Annotated in this window: 14 protein-coding genes; 3 read left to right on the forward strand and 11 right to left on the reverse strand. The window is 73.2% G+C overall.

What is annotated here, in order from left to right; all coding sequences use genetic code 11:
* Positions 1–162: 162 nt before the first annotated feature.
* Positions 163–1590 (forward strand): serine/threonine-protein kinase, encoded by a 1428-nt coding sequence (locus tag KUM40_RS36890; RefSeq protein WP_217170686.1) that lies wholly within the window; start codon positions 163–165, stop codon positions 1588–1590.
* Between the two features lie 41 nt (positions 1591–1631).
* Here the strand turns inward: KUM40_RS36890 and KUM40_RS36895 are convergent, their stop codons facing one another.
* The 9 genes from KUM40_RS36895 to KUM40_RS42780 form a co-directional block, all read right to left on the reverse strand.
* On the reverse strand, positions 1632–2450 hold the full coding sequence (locus KUM40_RS36895; protein WP_217170687.1) for an RNA methyltransferase: 819 nt from the start codon (positions 2448–2450) through the stop codon (positions 1632–1634).
* A gap of 1 nt (position 2451) precedes the next feature.
* Positions 2452–3684 (reverse strand): uroporphyrinogen-III C-methyltransferase, encoded by a 1233-nt coding sequence (gene cobA, locus KUM40_RS36900; protein WP_217170688.1) that lies wholly within the window; start codon positions 3682–3684, stop codon positions 2452–2454.
* A gap of 220 nt (positions 3685–3904) precedes the next feature.
* Positions 3905–7954 carry a nicotinate-nucleotide--dimethylbenzimidazole phosphoribosyltransferase gene (gene cobT / locus KUM40_RS36905; protein WP_217170689.1) on the reverse strand — a complete coding sequence of 1350 codons (4050 nt, stop codon included), beginning with the start codon at positions 7952–7954 and terminating at the stop codon, positions 3905–3907.
* A gap of 372 nt (positions 7955–8326) precedes the next feature.
* On the reverse strand, positions 8327–9553 hold the full coding sequence (cbiE, locus tag KUM40_RS36910; RefSeq protein WP_217170690.1) for a precorrin-6y C5,15-methyltransferase (decarboxylating) subunit CbiE: 1227 nt from the start codon (positions 9551–9553) through the stop codon (positions 8327–8329).
* A 118-nt stretch (positions 9554–9671) separates the two neighbouring features.
* Positions 9672–10310: a GNAT family N-acetyltransferase gene (locus KUM40_RS36915; RefSeq protein WP_217170691.1), complete on the reverse strand. Its 639-nt coding sequence runs from the start codon at positions 10308–10310 to the stop codon at positions 9672–9674.
* Positions 10311–10456: 146 nt separating this feature from the next.
* Positions 10457–11284 carry a MetQ/NlpA family ABC transporter substrate-binding protein gene (locus KUM40_RS36920; RefSeq protein ID WP_217170692.1) on the reverse strand — a complete coding sequence of 276 codons (828 nt, stop codon included), beginning with the start codon at positions 11282–11284 and terminating at the stop codon, positions 10457–10459.
* An 84-nt stretch (positions 11285–11368) separates the two neighbouring features.
* Positions 11369–12106 carry a methionine ABC transporter permease gene (locus tag KUM40_RS36925; protein WP_217170693.1) on the reverse strand — a complete coding sequence of 246 codons (738 nt, stop codon included), beginning with the start codon at positions 12104–12106 and terminating at the stop codon, positions 11369–11371.
* Complete coding sequence (locus KUM40_RS36930) at positions 12103–13185, reverse strand: methionine ABC transporter ATP-binding protein (protein WP_217170694.1); 1083 nt, start codon at positions 13183–13185, stop codon at positions 12103–12105. Before KUM40_RS36930 ends, KUM40_RS36925 begins: the two co-directional genes overlap by 4 nt.
* A 434-nt stretch (positions 13186–13619) precedes the next feature.
* The gene (locus KUM40_RS42780) at positions 13620–13754 is read right to left on the reverse strand and encodes a hypothetical protein (protein WP_374227457.1); all 135 of its coding nucleotides are present in this window, start codon (positions 13752–13754) and stop codon (positions 13620–13622) included.
* Between the two features lie 523 nt (positions 13755–14277).
* On the opposite strand from KUM40_RS42780, the gene KUM40_RS36940 reads away from it, so the two are divergent.
* Together KUM40_RS36940 and KUM40_RS36945 are read left to right on the forward strand one after the other, a co-directional pair.
* Complete coding sequence (locus KUM40_RS36940) at positions 14278–14637, forward strand: hypothetical protein (RefSeq protein WP_217170695.1); 360 nt, start codon at positions 14278–14280, stop codon at positions 14635–14637.
* Position 14638: 1 nt separating this feature from the next.
* Positions 14639–15055 carry a hypothetical protein gene (locus tag KUM40_RS36945; RefSeq protein WP_217170696.1) on the forward strand — a complete coding sequence of 139 codons (417 nt, stop codon included), beginning with the start codon at positions 14639–14641 and terminating at the stop codon, positions 15053–15055.
* Between the two features lie 22 nt (positions 15056–15077).
* Here the strand turns inward: KUM40_RS36945 and KUM40_RS36950 are convergent, their stop codons facing one another.
* Together KUM40_RS36950 and KUM40_RS36955 are read right to left on the reverse strand one after the other, a co-directional pair.
* Positions 15078–15575 carry a GNAT family N-acetyltransferase gene (locus KUM40_RS36950; protein ID WP_217170899.1) on the reverse strand — a complete coding sequence of 166 codons (498 nt, stop codon included), beginning with the start codon at positions 15573–15575 and terminating at the stop codon, positions 15078–15080.
* Positions 15576–15632: 57 nt separating this feature from the next.
* Positions 15633–16139, reverse strand: a complete 507-nt coding sequence (locus tag KUM40_RS36955; RefSeq protein ID WP_217170697.1) for a sigma-70 family RNA polymerase sigma factor — start codon at positions 16137–16139, stop codon at positions 15633–15635.
* Positions 16140–16178 lie beyond the last annotated feature (39 nt).

The raw sequence follows: 16178 nt of genomic DNA on the forward strand, positions 1-16178 counted from the left end.
ATCACCGTCGGAGTGGGGCCGGCCTGCTCACGCGTTCGCTGACCACCCCTCAACTCTCCCACCGGGCACTGACAATCCGTCGTCCCGTGAGGGCGCGGCCTCTGCGCGCGGGCGGCTGTGGAAACGTAAGCTGTGGCTCGTCACAGGGACCGGGCAGCGGGGATGAACATGGCGATGATGCGCCTGAGGCGCGAGGACCCGCGCGTTGTCGGCTCGTTCAGGCTTCACAGGCGGCTCGGCGCGGGTGGGATGGGCGTGGTCTACCTGGGCTCCGACAAGAAGGGGCAGCGGGTCGCGCTGAAGGTCATCCGGCCGGACCTGGCCGAGGACCAGGAGTTCCGGTCGCGGTTCGCACGCGAGGTCTCGGCGGCCCGGCGCATCCGGGGCGGCTGTACCGCGCGGCTGGTCGCCGCGGACCTGGAGGCGGACCGTCCCTGGTTCGCCACGCAGTACGTGCCCGGCCCCTCCCTGCATGACAAGGTCGCCGACGGCGGGCCGCTCGCCGCGGCCGACGTCGCGGCCGTGGGCGCCGCGCTGTCCGAGGGTCTGGTCGCGGTGCACGAGGCCGGGGTGGTGCACCGGGACCTGAAGCCGTCCAACATCCTGCTGTCCCCGAAGGGGCCGCGGATCATCGACTTCGGCATCGCCTGGGCGACGGGTGCCTCCACGCTCACCCACGTCGGCACTGCGGTCGGCTCCCCCGGTTTCCTCGCGCCGGAGCAGGTGCGCGGGGCCGCGGTCACACCGGCGACAGACGTCTTCTCGCTCGGGGCCACGCTGGCGTACGCGTCGATGGGCGACTCGCCCTTCGGGCACGGCAGTTCCGAGGTGATGCTCTACCGAGTCGTCCACGAGGAGGCGCAACTGCACGGCGTCCCGGACGCCCTGGCGCCGCTGGTGCGGGCGTGCCTGGCCAAGGATCCCGTGGAGCGCCCCAGCACCCTGCAACTGTCGCTGCGCCTCAAGGAGATCGCCACCCGGGAGTCGCAGGGCGTGGCCGACGTACGGCCGCCCGCGCCGCGCAGCGCCGAGGCGGACCTGCCCACGGGGCGGCTCGCCGACACCTATCCGGAGCGGACCCAGCGACGGCCGCAGGGCCGGCCGGGCACGCCGGGCACGCCCGCGCCGAGGAGCACGTCGGGGTCGCGGGGACCGGCGCCCCGGGGTGCCACTCCGCCGCGCGGCGGCGCGCCCTCGCGGGGCGGCGGCACCGGAGGGCGGTCCTCGTCCCGGCCCACCCCCGCCTCCCGCGACGGCAACGGCAACGGCCGGAACACCCCCCGTACCAACGGCGGCGGTCGTCCCGCGCCGCGCAACGGGGCCGGCCGTACGGCGCCGAGGACCACGGGGGGCGGCTGGCGGCGGCCCGCCAATCCGCGGCTGCTGCGGCAGCGCCTGTTCGTGTTCGTGGTGGTGACGCTGCTGGTGGCGCTGGGTATCGCCGCCGCACAGGGCTGTCAGGGACCGTCCCGCGGGCTCGGCGGCGAGCAGCGGGACGGCGTACGGGCGGCACGGCAACTGGAGCGGGTGGATGTGCCGGACGAGGACCCCGAGCGGCGGGCGACCGGGACTGCGGCGACCGGACTGTAGGGGCTGGGGCTTCGCCGGAGAGTCCGCCGGGCGGGCGGGGTCTACGCCGGGGGCCGGCCCGCCGTCACCGCGTAGAAGGCGACCGCCGCGGCAGCGCCCACGTTCAGCGAGTCGACACCGTGGGACATCGGGATGCGGACCCACGCGTCGGACGCCGCCAGGGCCCGCCGGGACAGCCCGCTGCCCTCGGCGCCCAGCATGAGGGCCACCCGGTCCATACGGTGCGGGGCGACCGCGTCGAGGGGCTCGGCCCGCTCGTCCGGGGTGAGGGAGAGGAGCGTGAAGCCCGCTTCGCGGACCGTCGCCAGACCGCCCGGCCAGGTGTCGAGGCGGGCGTAGGGCACGGAGAAGACCGCGCCCATCGAGACCTTGACGCTGCGCCGGTACAGGGGGTCCGCGCAGTCCGGGGAGAGCAGGACCGCGTCCATGCCGAGGGCGGCGGCGGAGCGGAAGATCGCGCCGATGTTGGTGTGGTCGTTGACGGACTCCATGACGACGACACGGCGGGCGGTCGTCAGCAGGTCCGCCACGGTGGGAAGCGGCTTGCGCTGCATCGAGGCGAGCGCGCCGCGGTGCACGTGGTAGCCGGTGACCCGTTCGGCGAGCGCCGGGTCGACGACGTACACCGGGGCGGGGGCCTCGTCGATGACGTCGCGCATGGTGTCGACCCACTTGGCGGACAGCAGCATCGAGCGCATCGTGTAGCCCGCCTCACCGGCCCGCCTGATGACCTTCTCGCCCTCGGCGATGAACAGGCCTTCGGCCGGTTCGCGTCTGCGGCGCAGTTCGACGTCGGTCAGGCCGGTGTAGTCGTGCAGGCGCGGGTCGTCCGGGTTGTCGATCGTGACGAGTTCGGCCATGTCACGCGGTCCCGTGCGGGCCGACGGCGACGACCTGGCCGACGACGATGACGGCGGGCGGCCTGACCTCGTGCTCGACGACCGTGTCGGCGACCGTGGCGAGGGTCGCGTCGACCCGGCGCTGGGCGGCCGTCGTGCCCTCCTGGACGAGGGCGACGGGGGTGTCCGGGGACCTGCCGTGCGCGACGAGGGTCTCGGCGATCCGGCCGATCTTGTCGACGCCCATGAGGATCACGAGGGTGCCGGTGAGCTTCGCGAGGGACGGCCAGTCGACCAGGGAGCGCTCGTCGTCGGGGGCGACATGGCCGCTGACCACGGTGAACTCGTGGGCGACGCCACGATGGGTGACCGGGATGCCGGCCGCGCCGGGGACCGAGATGGAGCTGGAGATGCCGGGCACGACGGTGCACGGGATGCCCGCCTCGGCCAGCGCCTGCGCCTCCTCCATGCCCCGCCCGAAGACGAACGGGTCGCCGCCCTTGAGCCGTACCACCGACTTGCCCTGCTGGGCGTGCTCGATCAGCGCGTTGTTGATGGCCTCCTGGGCCATGAAACGGCCGTACGGGATCTTCGCCGCGTCGATGACCTCGACGTGCGGAGGCAGTTCGGCGAGCAGGTCGCGGGGGCCGAGCCGGTCGGCGATGACGACGTCGGCCTCGGCGAGCAGGCGCCGCCCGCGGACGGTGATCAGGTCCGGGTCGCCGGGGCCGCCGCCGACCAGGGCGACTCCGGCGGTGCGGGTGCGGTGGTGCGGGGCGACGAGGGTGCCGTCGCGCAGGCCCTCCACGACCGCGTCGCGGATGGCGGCGGTGTGGCGGGGGTCGCGGCCGCGCGCGTCGGTGGTGAGCACGGCGACGGTGACGCCCTCGCTGTGGCCGGTCGCCGGGGTCCACGCCGTCGCCCGGTCGGCGTCGTCGGAGCGCACGCACCACACGCGGTGCCGCTCGGCCTCGGCGGAGGCGGCGGTGTTGGCCCCGGTGTCGCCGGTGGCGATCAGGGCGTACCAGGCGTCCGCGAGGTCGCCTTCCGTGTACGGGCGCTTCTCCCACGTGATCTCGCCCGCGTCCGCCATCGCCTCGACGGACGGGGTCGCCTCCGGGGACACGAGGCGGATGTCGGCGCCCGCCGCGATCAGGGCGGGCAGGCGGCGCTGGGCGACCTGTCCGCCGCCGAGGACGACCACGCGACGGCCGGCGAGGCGGAGGCCTACGGGGTAGGCGGGGTGTTCGGCCATGAGGGAGGGCTCCTCGTCCTGGCGGTGCGGCGGGCGCTGCGGCTCTGGAGCGGCCCTGACGTGTCTTACGTGTCTGAGGTGTCTGACGTGTCTGACGTGGGGATACGTGCGGATTCTAGGAGACGCGCGGGGACGGCACGAGACGCGTCCGGCATACGGCGGGGGTGCAGCGGCGGGGGATCGTCGCCGCGTCGCTCCTCCCCGCCGCCGCCGGGGCCGGCTACTTCTCGGTGACTCCCGCCGAGTCGAACGTCGCCACCTCGTGCATCGCCCGCGCGGTGCTCTGCACCATCGGCAGCGCGAGCAGCGCGCCGGTGCCCTCGCCGAGGCGGAGGTCGAGGTCGACCAGCGGGCGCAGGCCCAGCTTGTTGAGCGCGGCGACATGGCCGGGCTCGGCGCTGCGGTGACCGGCGATGCAGGCCGCGAGGACCTCGGGGGCGATCGCGCGGGCCACCAGGGCGGCGGCGCCGGCGCTGACGCCGTCCAGGATCACCGGCGTACGCAGAGAGGCGCCGCCGAGCAGCAGACCGACCATGGCCGCGTGCTCGAAGCCGCCGATCGCGGCGAGGACGCCGATGGGGTCGGCGGGGTCCGGCTGGTGGAGTTCGAGGGCGCGGCGGACGACCTCGGTCTTGCGGACCAGTGTCTCGTCGTTGATGCCGGTGCCGCGGCCGGTCACCTCGCCCGGGTCCACGCCGGTGAAGACCGAGATGAGCGCGGCGGACGCGGTGGTGTTCGCGATGCCCATCTCGCCGGTGAGCAGCGCCTTGTTGCCGGCCGCCACCAGGTCGCGGGCGGTCTCGATGCCCACCTCGATGGCCTGCTTGGCCTCCTCGCGGCTCATCGCGGGGCCGGTGGTCATGTCGGAGGTGCCCGCGCGGACCTTGCGGGGCAGCAGGCCGGGCGTGGCGGGCAGGTCGGTGGCGACCCCGACGTCCACGACGCACACCTCGGCGCCGACCTGGGTGGCGAAGGCGTTGCAGACCGCTCCGCCGCCCAGGAAGTTGGCCACCATCTGGGCGGTGACCTCCTGCGGCCAGGGGGTGACGCCCTGGGCGTGCACGCCGTGGTCGCCGGCGAAGACCGCGACGGCCGCGGGCTCCGGGATGGGCGGCGGGCACTGGCGGGACAGCCCGGACAACTGGGCGGAGATGATCTCCAGCATGCCGAGCGCGCCGGCGGGCTTGGTCATGCGCTTCTGCCGCTCCCAGGCCTCGCCGAGCGCCTTGGCGTCCAGCGGGCGGATCTGCGCGACGGTCTCGGCGAGCAGGTCGTGCGGCGCCTCGCCGGGCAGCGCGCGTCGGCCGTACGTCTCCTCGTGCACGACCCAGGACAGCGGGCGGCGCTTGGACCAGCCGGCCTGCATCAGCTCGGGCTCGTCCGGGAACTCGTCGACGTACCCGACACACAGGTAGGCGACGATGTCCAGGTGTTCGGGCAGGCCGAGGGCGCGGACCATCTCGCGCTCGTCGAAGAAGCTGACCCAGCCGACGCCGAGACCCTCGGCGCGGGCGGCGAGCCAGAGGTTCTCGACGGCGAGCGCGGAGGAATACGGCGCCATCTGCGGCTGGGTGTGCCGGCCCAGGGTGTGCCGGCCGCCACGGGTGGGGTCGGCGGTGACGACGATGTTGACCGGGGTGTCGAGGATGGCCTCGATCTTCAGTTCCTTGAACTGCTTGGCCCGGCCCTTGGGCAGCGACTTCGCGTACGCGTCGCGCTGACGCATCGCCAGTTCGTGCATCGCGCGGCGGGTGTCGGCGGACCGGATGACGACGAAGTCCCAGGGCTGCGAGTGGCCCACGGAGGGCGCGGTGTGGGCGGCCTCCAGGACGCGGAGCAGCACCTCGTGCGGGATGGGGTCGCTCCGGAAGCCGTTGCGGATGTCACGGCGTTCGCGCATGACCTTCAGTACGGCCTCGCGCTCGGCGTCGTCGTAGGCGGGGGCCGCCGGGCCGGTGGGCTGTCGCGCTTCGGCGATCGCGACCGCGGCAGCAGCCGCAGCCGTGCTCACGTCGTGCGGGTCTTCCCGCATCGCGGGTACTTCCTGGGACGCGTGCGCTCCGTGGGGCTCGTGAGCAGCGTCGACCGCGTCGACCGCTTCGTCCACGTGGTCTTCCTGGCCGGCGCCTCGGGTGTCCAGGTCGTCGGCGTTCTGGGCCACTTCGGGGTCGGCCTCGCGCGGCGCCGGTACCGCGGCCACCGGGTCGGCCGATGCCGGTTCCTCGGCGACGGCCTGCGGTGCCAGGGCCTCCGGCGGGACCAGAACGGCCTCGGGCGGCGTGGGCGCGAGGTGCGGGGTGGTGGGCACCTGACCGCCGTCGACCGGCATGAACTGGCCCACGGGCTGGTCGGAGTGCGGTCGCGCAGCGACCGGGGCCCCCGCGGGCACGGGGTCCGTTGCGGCGGTGTCGGCGGGCGACGTCGCGTCGCTCGCCACGGGCTCTGGCGTGCTGTCGGCCACGGCCACTTCCTGCGGTACGTCGGCGTCCATGAGGGACTGGGGGCCCTGAGCGGGCTGCGGTGCGTGCGGGGCGTTCGGGGCGTGCGGGGCCGGGGGGTGCTCGGCGGTGGCCTGGGCCTCGCGCTCGGCCTCGGCGACGGGCTCGAGCGTCGGCTCTGCCTCGGCGACGGGCTGGGTCTTGGTCAGGGGCTGGACCACCGGCTCGGCCCCGGCGACAGCTTCGACTCCGGCTCCGGCCTCGGCCACGGGCTGGGTCTTGGTCACCGGCTGGACCACCGGCTCGGCCCCGGCGACAGCTCCGGCTCCGGCCACGGGCTGGGCCTTGGTCACCGGCTCGACGACCGGCACGGCCCCGGCGACAGCTCCGGCCTCGGCGAGGGCTTCGGACTCGGCTCCGGCTCCGGCTCCGGCTCCGGCTCCGGCCTCGGCGACGGCTCCGGCTCCGGCTCCGGCTCCGGCTCCGGCTCCGGCCACAGGCTCGACGACCGGCTCGGCCTCGCCCACAGGCTCGACCTCCGGCTGCGGTGGAGGGGCCTGCGGGGCAGCCTGGACCACCGGCTGCGGTGCGGCTTCCTGCGGGTCGGCCTGGAGCTCCGGCTGGGGGGCCGTGGCCTGCGGCGCGGGATGGACGTCCGGGTGTGGGTGGGGCGCCTCCTCCGGTACGGGCTGCGGCGCCACCGGCTGGGGGTGCGCGGGCTCCTCCTGTACCGGCGTGGCCTGCTCTGCGGCCTCCGGGGCTTCCGGTGCCTCCGGGGCCGGGGTCGGCACGGGTTCGGCGGCGACCGCCGGAACGGGGGCGTCAGGGGCGTCAGGGGCGGCCGCTTCGGGGCCTCCGACGGCCGCGGACGCGTCCGGTGCCTGGGCGGCTTCCGGCTCGGGAGCCTCGGTGGCGTCGGCCACCCGGGGCTCCTCGGGCCCTTCCGGTGCTCCCTCTGATGCTCCTTCGAGTGCACCTTCCGGGGCCGGCTGCTCGGGGGCCTCTTCGATCTCCGTGCCTTCGGGCGTCCCCGGGGTAGCGTGGAACCGCGGGGGCTCACCGGCCTCCTCGACGGGCCCGGTCACGGGGTCCGCGGTGACCGCCTCGGGAGCCGGTACCGGTACGGCTTCCTCCGCGGGCCCGGCGGCCTCGCCCGGTTCGCCGGACTCGCCCGCGGTCGCCCCGCCCGTCGCCGCCACGGCCTCCGTCGCCACGCGGGTCACGAGCGCCTGGTCCGGTACCGGAACAACCGTTTCCGCATACCCGGCCCCGGCGCTCACCGGAGCCTCCTGGACCTCCTGGACCTCCTGGGCCTGCGGTGCCGTCTGCCCGCCCCAGGGTGCCGCCGCCTGCGGAGGCATGGCGGCGGCCTGCGGAACGTCGAGGTACTCGGGGCCGGCGGTCGGCGGACCCGGGTGCCGTACCGGCGCGTCGGCGGGACCGCGGTCGGCGAGGGAACGGACCGGGCTCGCCGAGGTGTCGGGGATCGGCGGACCGAGGTGCAGGGGTCTGCGCGACGGGACCGGGGCGGACGCGGGGTCCGGCGCCGGGTCGGGCAGGCGGACGCCGCCGAGGTCGACCGAGCCGCTGTCGCGGCCGGACATCTCGTGCGGGCCCGGCTGGTGCACGGTCTCCACGACCGGCTCCGGCGCAGGCGGCGCGACCTCATTGCCCCAGGCACTCTGGGCTCCCGGCAGCAACAACAGGTCCTCGTCCTCGGCGGTGGCCTCGGAGAGGTAGGCGTACGCGCCGGGTGCGGGGACTCCCGGCTGCTCCACCATGCCTGCGTTCTCCGGCAGCCCCTCGCCCGGGATCTGGCCGGTGTCGGTCATGCGTAACCCCTCGCCCATCGGTTAGTGCTTCTACGACCAGCTCACCCGGGACGGCGCACCGACCGCCCGCAGTGAAGAACGAGCGTGCGTGCCGAGCGGCACGAACGACCCGCAGGAAAAGACGACAAAGCCATTGAGTGGCATTGTCGCGGGCGTTCCCCCGCCGCGACAGCTTGATCCGCGACGGCCCGCTGTGGACTGCGCCACGTTGCGCGTCCTCCGGTTGTGCCGTACCACACCCAGCCCAGAAGGAGCGGGTTTTTACGGACATTGCCCGACGAACTGCCGGGTGTCCCAGTGCGGTACAACAATCCGCCAGCCTACCCCGCGCGGTATGACGAACCGATCACGGGGCGCGGTCGTCGTCGGTCGTCAACGAGGTGCCTCGCGCCGCACGATCTCACCGCTGAGCAGGAACGCGACGCTCCGCTCCGTCTCCGTCCAGGCCCGGGTGTCGAGTCCGACGGACTGCAGCAGGGCGCACTCGACTCGGTATCCGTGCTCCGTCAGGTCCCTGCCGACGAGTTCGGCCGCGTCGCGGGTCGCGGCGTGCGCGACGATGCGCTGCGGGCGGCGGTCGGCGACCGCGGAGACCACGGCCGCTCCCCCGCCGCCGACCCGGACGACGTCCGGTTCGGGGAGGTTCTCCAGGATGTGCGGGGCGGTGCCGTGCACGGTCTGGAGCTGGACGCCGAAGTGCCGTGCGACGGCCTCGGTGCGCGCGCAGGCCTCCGGGTCGCGGTCGACGGCGATGACGGCGGCGCCGCCGCGGGCGGCCTCGGTGGCGAAGGCGCCGCTGCCGCAGCCGATGTCCCACACGAGGTCGCCGGGGCGCGGTCCGAGCCGGGCGAGTTGGGCCGTGCGGAGCAGGTCCCTCTCGCCCTCGCCCAGCTCGCCGCCGTACGCCGCGGCGGGCAGCGACCAGCCGCGCGGTCCGGTGGCGGGGTCGCGCCCTGCGATCCAGCCGGCGCCGTCGCTCGCGGTGCCCGGACCGGCGCTGCCGCCGGCCACGATGACGACGTTCGGGTCGCGCCAGGTGTGGTCGGCGGCCTTGTCGGAGGTGACGACGGTGACCCGTTCGCGCGTGGTGCCGAGTTCCTCGCAGATGACGAAGGTGCGGTGGATGCCCTCCATCAGCAGGCCGAGTTCGGCGGGTCCGGCGCCGGGTGAGGTGAGGACCGCGACCTTGGTGTGGGCCCGGCACACGTTCACCGCGCGTCGCAGCGTACGGGGGTGGGCGACGACCACGTGGGCGTCGTCCCAGGGCATACCGGCACGGGCGAAGGCGGCGGCCACGGAGGAGACCGCGGGGACGACCTCCACCTCCAGGCCGAACTCGGGGGCCCGCAGGGTGCGTACGACGCCGAAGAAGCCGGGGTCGCCGTCGGCGAGCACGACCGTCGTGCCGCGGTGGGCGGCGATGCGGCGGGCGGCGAGGGCGACGCTGCCGAGGCGGATGCGTTCGGCGGCGGGCGGTACCTCGGGAAGTGCCAGGTGGTGGGGGGCGCCTGCCACGAGGGTGGCGGCACCCAGTGCGGAGCGCGCCGCGGCGGTCAGCGGCGAACCGTCCCAGCCGATCACCGTGACACGGTCGGCCATCGTCGTCAGTCTCCAGGGTTTTCGCAGGTCGTGGTCGCGGAACCGTTCGCCGGCGCGCCCCGTGAGGGTATCCGGTGCGGCCTGGGTACGGGAGGGTGGCGCCGTCCGCCCCCGTGCATCAGTTCCAGTCCGTGAAGGTGGTGAAACCGTCGCTGTCGGTCAGTTGCCCGGTGGCGCCCTCGAGGTCCTCCGGCAGCAGGCTCCACACGATGAAGTCGGTGCGTACGTCCCTCCAGACACCGTCGTCGGTGTGTACGCGCGCTATGCAGGCGCCTCTCAGCACGCCCTCGCTGATGCAGCCGATCTTCTGGGCGACCTGCTGGGAGGCGGTGTTGTCGGCCGCGGTGCGCAGCTCGACGCGTTCGAACTTCTGGTCACGGAAGAGCCACTGGGAGGTGGCGAGCGCCGCCTCGGAGGCGTATCCCTCGCCCCGGGCCCAGGGGGCGACTATGTACGAGAGTTCGGTGGACCGTACGTGCCAGTTGGTCTTGGTGAGCTGGACGACGCCGACCAGTCGCTGGGTGAGGAACTCGGTGACGGCGAGGTCGAGGCCCCGGCCGGCCGTGCGCTCGGCGGGGGCGTGGTCGCCGATCCAGGTGCCGGCGTCGGCCTCGGTGAAGGGCTGCGGGACGTGGGTCCAGGCGGCGACCTGCTCGTCGTTCATCATCGCGGCCAGCGCGGGAACGTCGTCCTCGTCGAGGGGGCGCAGCACCAACCGCTCCGTGCTGATGGAGATGTTGGGGAAGGTGCTCGTCATGCGCCGCTCCGTAACCTGGGTAACCGTCAGGGCCTGCTCGAACTGCCCAGCATGCAGCATGAAAGCACTCAACCACACCACCGGGTCCGCCCCGTGAGCACGGAGCGGACCCGGTGGGTGACGCGGGGTTGGGCGTGGGAGGAGGGTCAGAAGGAGGGCAGGACCGCGCCGTCGTACTCGTCCTCGATGAACTTCTTCACCTCGGGCGAGTTGAGGAGCTTCGCGAGCTTCTTGACGCGCGGGTCGTCCTCCTGGCCCTCCTTGACGGCGAGGAGGTTGCTGTTCGGGTTGTTCTGGGCGCTCTCCAGGACGAGGGCGTCCTCGGCGGGCTTCAGGTCGGCCTCGATGGCGTAGTTGCCGTTGACGACCGCCGCGTCCACGTCGTCCAGGGAGCGCGGGGTCTGGGCCGCCTCCAGTTCCTTGAACTCGAGCTTCTTCGGGTTCTCGGTGATGTCCGCGGGGGTCGCCGAGGTGCCGACACCGTCCTTGAGGGTGATGATCTTGTTGGCCGCGAGCAGTTGCAGGGCGCGACCCTCGTTGACGGTGTCGTTGGGGACGGCGACGGTCGCGCCGCTCTTCAGGTCGTCGGCCTTCTTCACCTGGTGGGAGTAGAGGCCGAGCGGCTCCAGGTGCACGTCGACGACGGACACGATGTGGGTGCCGTTCTTCTCGTTGAACTCGTCGAGGTACGGCTGGGTCTGGAAGTAGTTGGCCCCCACGGAGCCGTCCTCCGTCGCCGTGTTCGGCGTGACGTAGTCGGTGAACTCCTTGACCTCGAGGTCGAGCCCCGCGTCCTTCGCCAGGTTGTCCTTGATGTAGGTGAGGATCTCGGCGTGCGGGGTGGGGCTCGCGGCGACGACCAGCGGGCCGGAGATGTCGGAGGCGGAGTCCTTGTCCGAGCCGCAGGCGGTCAGGCCGAGGGTGAGGGCTCCGGCGGCGAGGACGGCGGTGGTGATCTTGGCGGTGTTACGCACGAAAAGTGCCTTTCCTTCAGGTGGTGCGACCCCGCCTCGGGTGGTGCGGGGAGTCCTGGATCGGGGGTGGGCCCGCGCGTGGGCCTACGCGACCTTGCCGATGTCGGCCGCCGCGGGCTCCTTGGCCCTGAGCAGCCGGAGCTTCGGCGTCGCGCCGCCGCGTCCGCCCCGGCGGTGCAGGGTGCGGGCCGCGAAGTCGCCGGCGAACTGGATGAGCGAGATGGCGACGGCGAGGAGCGCGACGGTGGTCCACATGAGGCCGGTGTCGAAGCGCTGGTAGCCGTAGCGGACGGCGAGGTCGCCGAGGCCGCCGCCGCCGACGGTGCCGGCCATGGCGGAGTAGCCGATGAGGGCGATGATCGTGGTGGTGGTGCTGGCGATCAGCGACGGAAGGGCTTCGGGGACCAGGACCTTGCGGACGATGGTCCAGGTGTTGCCGCCCATGGACTGGACGGCCTCGACGAGCCCTCCGTCGACCTCGCGCACGGCGGTCTCGACGAGCCGCGCGAAGAACGGGATGCCGCCGATGGCGAGCGGCACGATCGCGGCCTCGCTGCCGATGGTGGTGCCGGTGACCCAGCGGGTGAAGCTCATCAGCGCGACCATGAGGATGATGAACGGCATCGAGCGGCCGATGTTGACGACCTGGCCGATGACCTTGTTGACCACGACGTTCTGGAGCAGGCCGCCCCGGTCGGTGAGGACGAGGAGTACACCGAGCGGAAGCCCGGCCACCACGGCGATCAGGGTGGACCAGCCGACCATGATCAGGGTCTCCCAGGAGGCCTGTTCCAGCAGGGGCTGCGTCTCGGACCAGGTCACTTGGCACCTTCCTTCACCAGCACGGACGGCTCGCCCGGCGTCTCGCCCGGCGTCTCACCCGGCATCTCGTCCGGCGTCTCGTCCACCACGTCGATCTGCAGGCCCTGTTCGCGCAGGAAGCCGATGGGCACGACGTTGTCCTCGTAGCGGCCGGGCAGTTCGATCCGCATCCGGCCGATCTGGAGGCCGCCGACGGTGTCGATGGCGGCACCGAGGATCGATATGTCGATGTTGTAGGTGCGGGAGAGCTGGGAGATGACGGGCTGGGTGGCGGCCTCGCCGTGGAACGTGACGTCCAGGACGGTGCGGTCGTCCCCGGACGCATCGCCGCCGACCGGGAAGAGCGCGGCGGCCAGTTCGGAGCCCGGGGTGGCGAGGAGTTCGCCGACCGTGCCGGACTCGACGACGCGGCCCCTGTCCATGAGGGCGGCCGAGTCGCAGATGCTCTTGACGACGTCCATCTCGTGGGTGATGAGCAGGACGGTCAGGCCGAGCTGCCGGTTCAGGTCGCGCAGCAGTTGGAGGATGGAGCGGGTGGTCTCCGGGTCGAGGGCGCTGGTGGCCTCGTCGGAGAGCAGGACCTTGGGGTCGCCGGCCAGGGCGCGGGCGATGCCGACGCGCTGCTTCTGGCCGCCGGAGAGCTGGGCGGGGTAGGCCCCCGCCTTGTCGGCGAGGCCGACGAGGTCGAGCAGTTCCAGGGCCTTGCGGGAGCGCTCCTTGCCGGACTTGCCGAGGATCTCCAGCGGCAGTTCGACGTTGTCCTGCACGGTCCGGGAGGAGATCAGGTTGAAGTGCTGGAAGACCATGCCGATTCGGCTGCGTGCCTGCCGCAGCTCCTTGCCGGCGCGGGGGCCGCGGCCGGCCAGCGCGGTGAGGTCCTGTCCCGCGACGGTGACCGTACCGGCGGTGGGGCGCTCCAGGAGGTTGACGCAGCGGACGAGCGAGGACTTGCCGGCGCCGGACTGGCCGATGACGCCGTACACCTCGCCCTCGCGGACGTGCAGGTCGACGCCGTCCAGGGCGGTGACCTCACGGCCGCGTGAACGATAGACCTTGGTGAGGCCCGTGGTGGTGATCACGTGGGTTTCCGTCACTGTCGAGTGCGCGGCGCGGTGGTGGGCGCCGGGCACGGGGCGTTCTTCTTAAGGGTTCTTGGGGGCCTTCGGAACGCGGCATGGTTCTCGCGGCGGCGGTGCGCGCGGTGGCGGTGGAAACCGGCGGAGAAACGTGTGCGCGGGGCGTGGCTCAGCCGCGTGCGCGGGGCGCGGTGGCGGACATGAGCGGCGCTCGCTTCGGGGCGCGAGGCTCAGGTGGTGCGGGGGCCCTCTAGAAGGCGCACATTCGACACGCACAACGTGACATGCGACGAGACATACAACGAGCACCGGGCGTCGTCGTCGCCTCGGTCGCAGGGGTGCGGTCGCTCGTCGTGCTCATGCGATCAGTAAAGCAGACGTATGGTCCTGACCGGAGACCGCGGTCCGGATTCTGGACAACGGTGAGACGATGCCGGTCACGGGGTGGCGGATCGGCCCCGGACGGTGATCTCGACTCCGTCGTCGGTGACCAGTGCGGACAAGGCCGACAGGTCGGTGACCACCAGGTCGGCGTCGAGTTCGTCGGCCCGGTGGGTTGTGGCCAACGCCACGGTGGTCATGCCGGCGCCGGGTCGACGCCCGGGGCGCGTGCGCCGAGCAGGTAGGGCTCGGGGTGGTCTGGTGCGTGCAGTTGCAAGGCGGAGGAGGGCGTCAACGCAGAGCGTTGACCACCGGCGACAACACCGCCGGGGGCATGTCCCCACGCCCTTCAGGCATGGTCCGCCGGACAGGCCCTCGGGTCTGGGTCTTGGGGTGGATGCCGATGGCGTCGAGACGGACCTCGGCGAGGCGTCGGGGGGGGCGGAGGCGACGACGGCCCAGCGGTCGGCGGGCAGCAGTTCGGCGGCTGTCTCGGTGGCCGGCCGCCCGCCCGTGCAGTTCCTCCCGCCCGAACCGCTCGGCCGTGATCCTGTACTCGACGGCCCACCGTGTCCAGCAGCGGCGCACGGATGCGAGGGAGGAGACGAGGGTGCCGTCGTTGTCGAACAGGAGGGCCTGTGCGTGGAGCTTCCTGTCTCCGACCCCGCGGGGCCGGAGACTGCGGGCCCTTTGGGCCGTAATAGGCTCGCTGCCATGCTTGACGTCCTGACGCTGGTGACCGGCGTCGCCGCGCTGCTGCTCGCCGCCTGGTGCGGCTGGGCGGCCTACCGTGACCAGCCGACGAAGGACTGGCACTTCATCGGCATGGCCGCGGTCTCACTGCTGGCGCTGATCCAGTTGGTGGTCGGGATCGTGCTGCTGGCGCGGGGCGAGGAACCGGACCAGGGCACGACGATCTTCGTGGCGTATCTGCTGGGCGCCTTCGCCTGTGTGCCCGCGGCGGGGTTCATGTCGCTGGCCGAGCGCACCCGCTGGGGCTCGGTGACGGTCGCCGCGGGCGGTGTCGTCCTCGCCGTTCTCGAGGTGCGGCTGTATGACATCTGGGGAGGCTGACATGGTGACCACTCAGGAGAAGCCGGCCCGCAAGCGGCTGATCGGCGGGCCCGGGATCCTGCTGGTGTGGCTGTACGGCGTGATGGTCGTCGGTGCCGTGTCGCGGTCCGCGTACCAGATCGCGACGGAGTTCGACCGGGCGCCGCTCGCCTACACGCTGTCGGCGCTCGCGGGCGTCGTCTACGGATTCATCACGTACACCCTGGTGCGCGGCGGCGAGGCGGCCCGCAGGGCGGCGCTGGTGTGCTGCGCCGCCGAGTTGGTGGGCGTCCTGACGGTGGGCACCTGGACGCTGGTGGAGCCGTCCGCCTTCCCCGACGCGACCGTGTGGTCGGACTTCGGGATGGGGTATCTCTTCATTCCCGTGCTGCTGCCGCTGTCGGCGCTGTACTGGCTGCGCCGGGCCCGCACCGCGTAGCGGTCACGGGGCCCGGCGGTCCTCAGGCCGTGGTGGCGTACGTCTCCGCCGGCTTCTCCAGGACGATCATGGGCACGCCGTCCGTGCCCTCGGCCGTCCCCACCGTCTCGTAGCCCACGCGCCGGTACAGCCGCAGGTTGCTCTCGCTGCGGTGCCCGGTGTGCAGCCGGAAGCGCTTGGCGCCGCGCTCCTCGACCAGGCTGGACTCGGCGGCCCGCAGCAGCCGGGCCCCGATGCCGTGCCCCTGGAGGCGGGGGTGGACGCACAGCTTGCCGATGGACGCCGCGCCGTCCTCGGTCGCCCGCCCGCGCACCGAGCCGACGACCTCTTGGCCGAGCCGCGCCACGAAGACGCAGTCGGCGGCGACCTCCTCGCGCACGGAGTCCAGGGTCTGGACGAGCGGGTCGATGCGGTAGTTGCCGTACAGCGCCGCCTCGCTCTGGAAGCAGAGGTACTGCAGCCGGAAGATTTGTTCGGCGTCCTGTCCGGTCGCCGCCGAGATGGTCACGCTCATGCCCATGTGCGCATGCCTCCCGCTCACCTGATCACCTGTGGTCCCCCACTCCTATCCCCGTCCTCAGCGGGCCGCAACCTCCGGCGCCAGCATTCGCCGGAGACATCCCAGACATCGGGAACGTTCCGGGCCAAGACTGCCCTGTGAGATACCCAACTCCCCCGCGATCTCCCGGTATGTGAGGTCCCGCGGCGACAACAGGGCCTCCATCAGCCGGGGGCAGCGGCCCGGCAGCCGGCGCACGGCGTCGCGCAGGGCGCGGTGCCGGGCCGCGGTGAGCGCGAGCTGCTCGGGCTGGTACTCGGGCCGGCACTCGGCGGCACCGGCCGGTTCGGTGCCGTACGGCCGCTCGTTGCGGGCCCTGCGGCGGGTGCGGCGGGCCTCGGTGCGGACGGCGCTGCGCAGCCAGCGGTGCGGGTCGTGGGGCGGGCCGTCGGCCTCCAGGCGTTCCAGCAGGCGCAGCCAGACCTCCTGTTCGAGGTCGCCGGGCTCGGCGCCGGACGCATATGCCTCGGCCGAGGCCTCGGCCGTGAGCAGGGGGCGCAGGGAGGTGAGCAGGTCGTGCGTCATATGCACGTCGACGCGGCCGCCCGGGCGGCGGGTTGCCCG

Origin of the sequence: Streptomyces sp. AC512_CC834 (assembly GCF_019049325.1) — a bacterium.
Classification (GTDB): domain Bacteria; phylum Actinomycetota; class Actinomycetes; order Streptomycetales; family Streptomycetaceae; genus Streptomyces.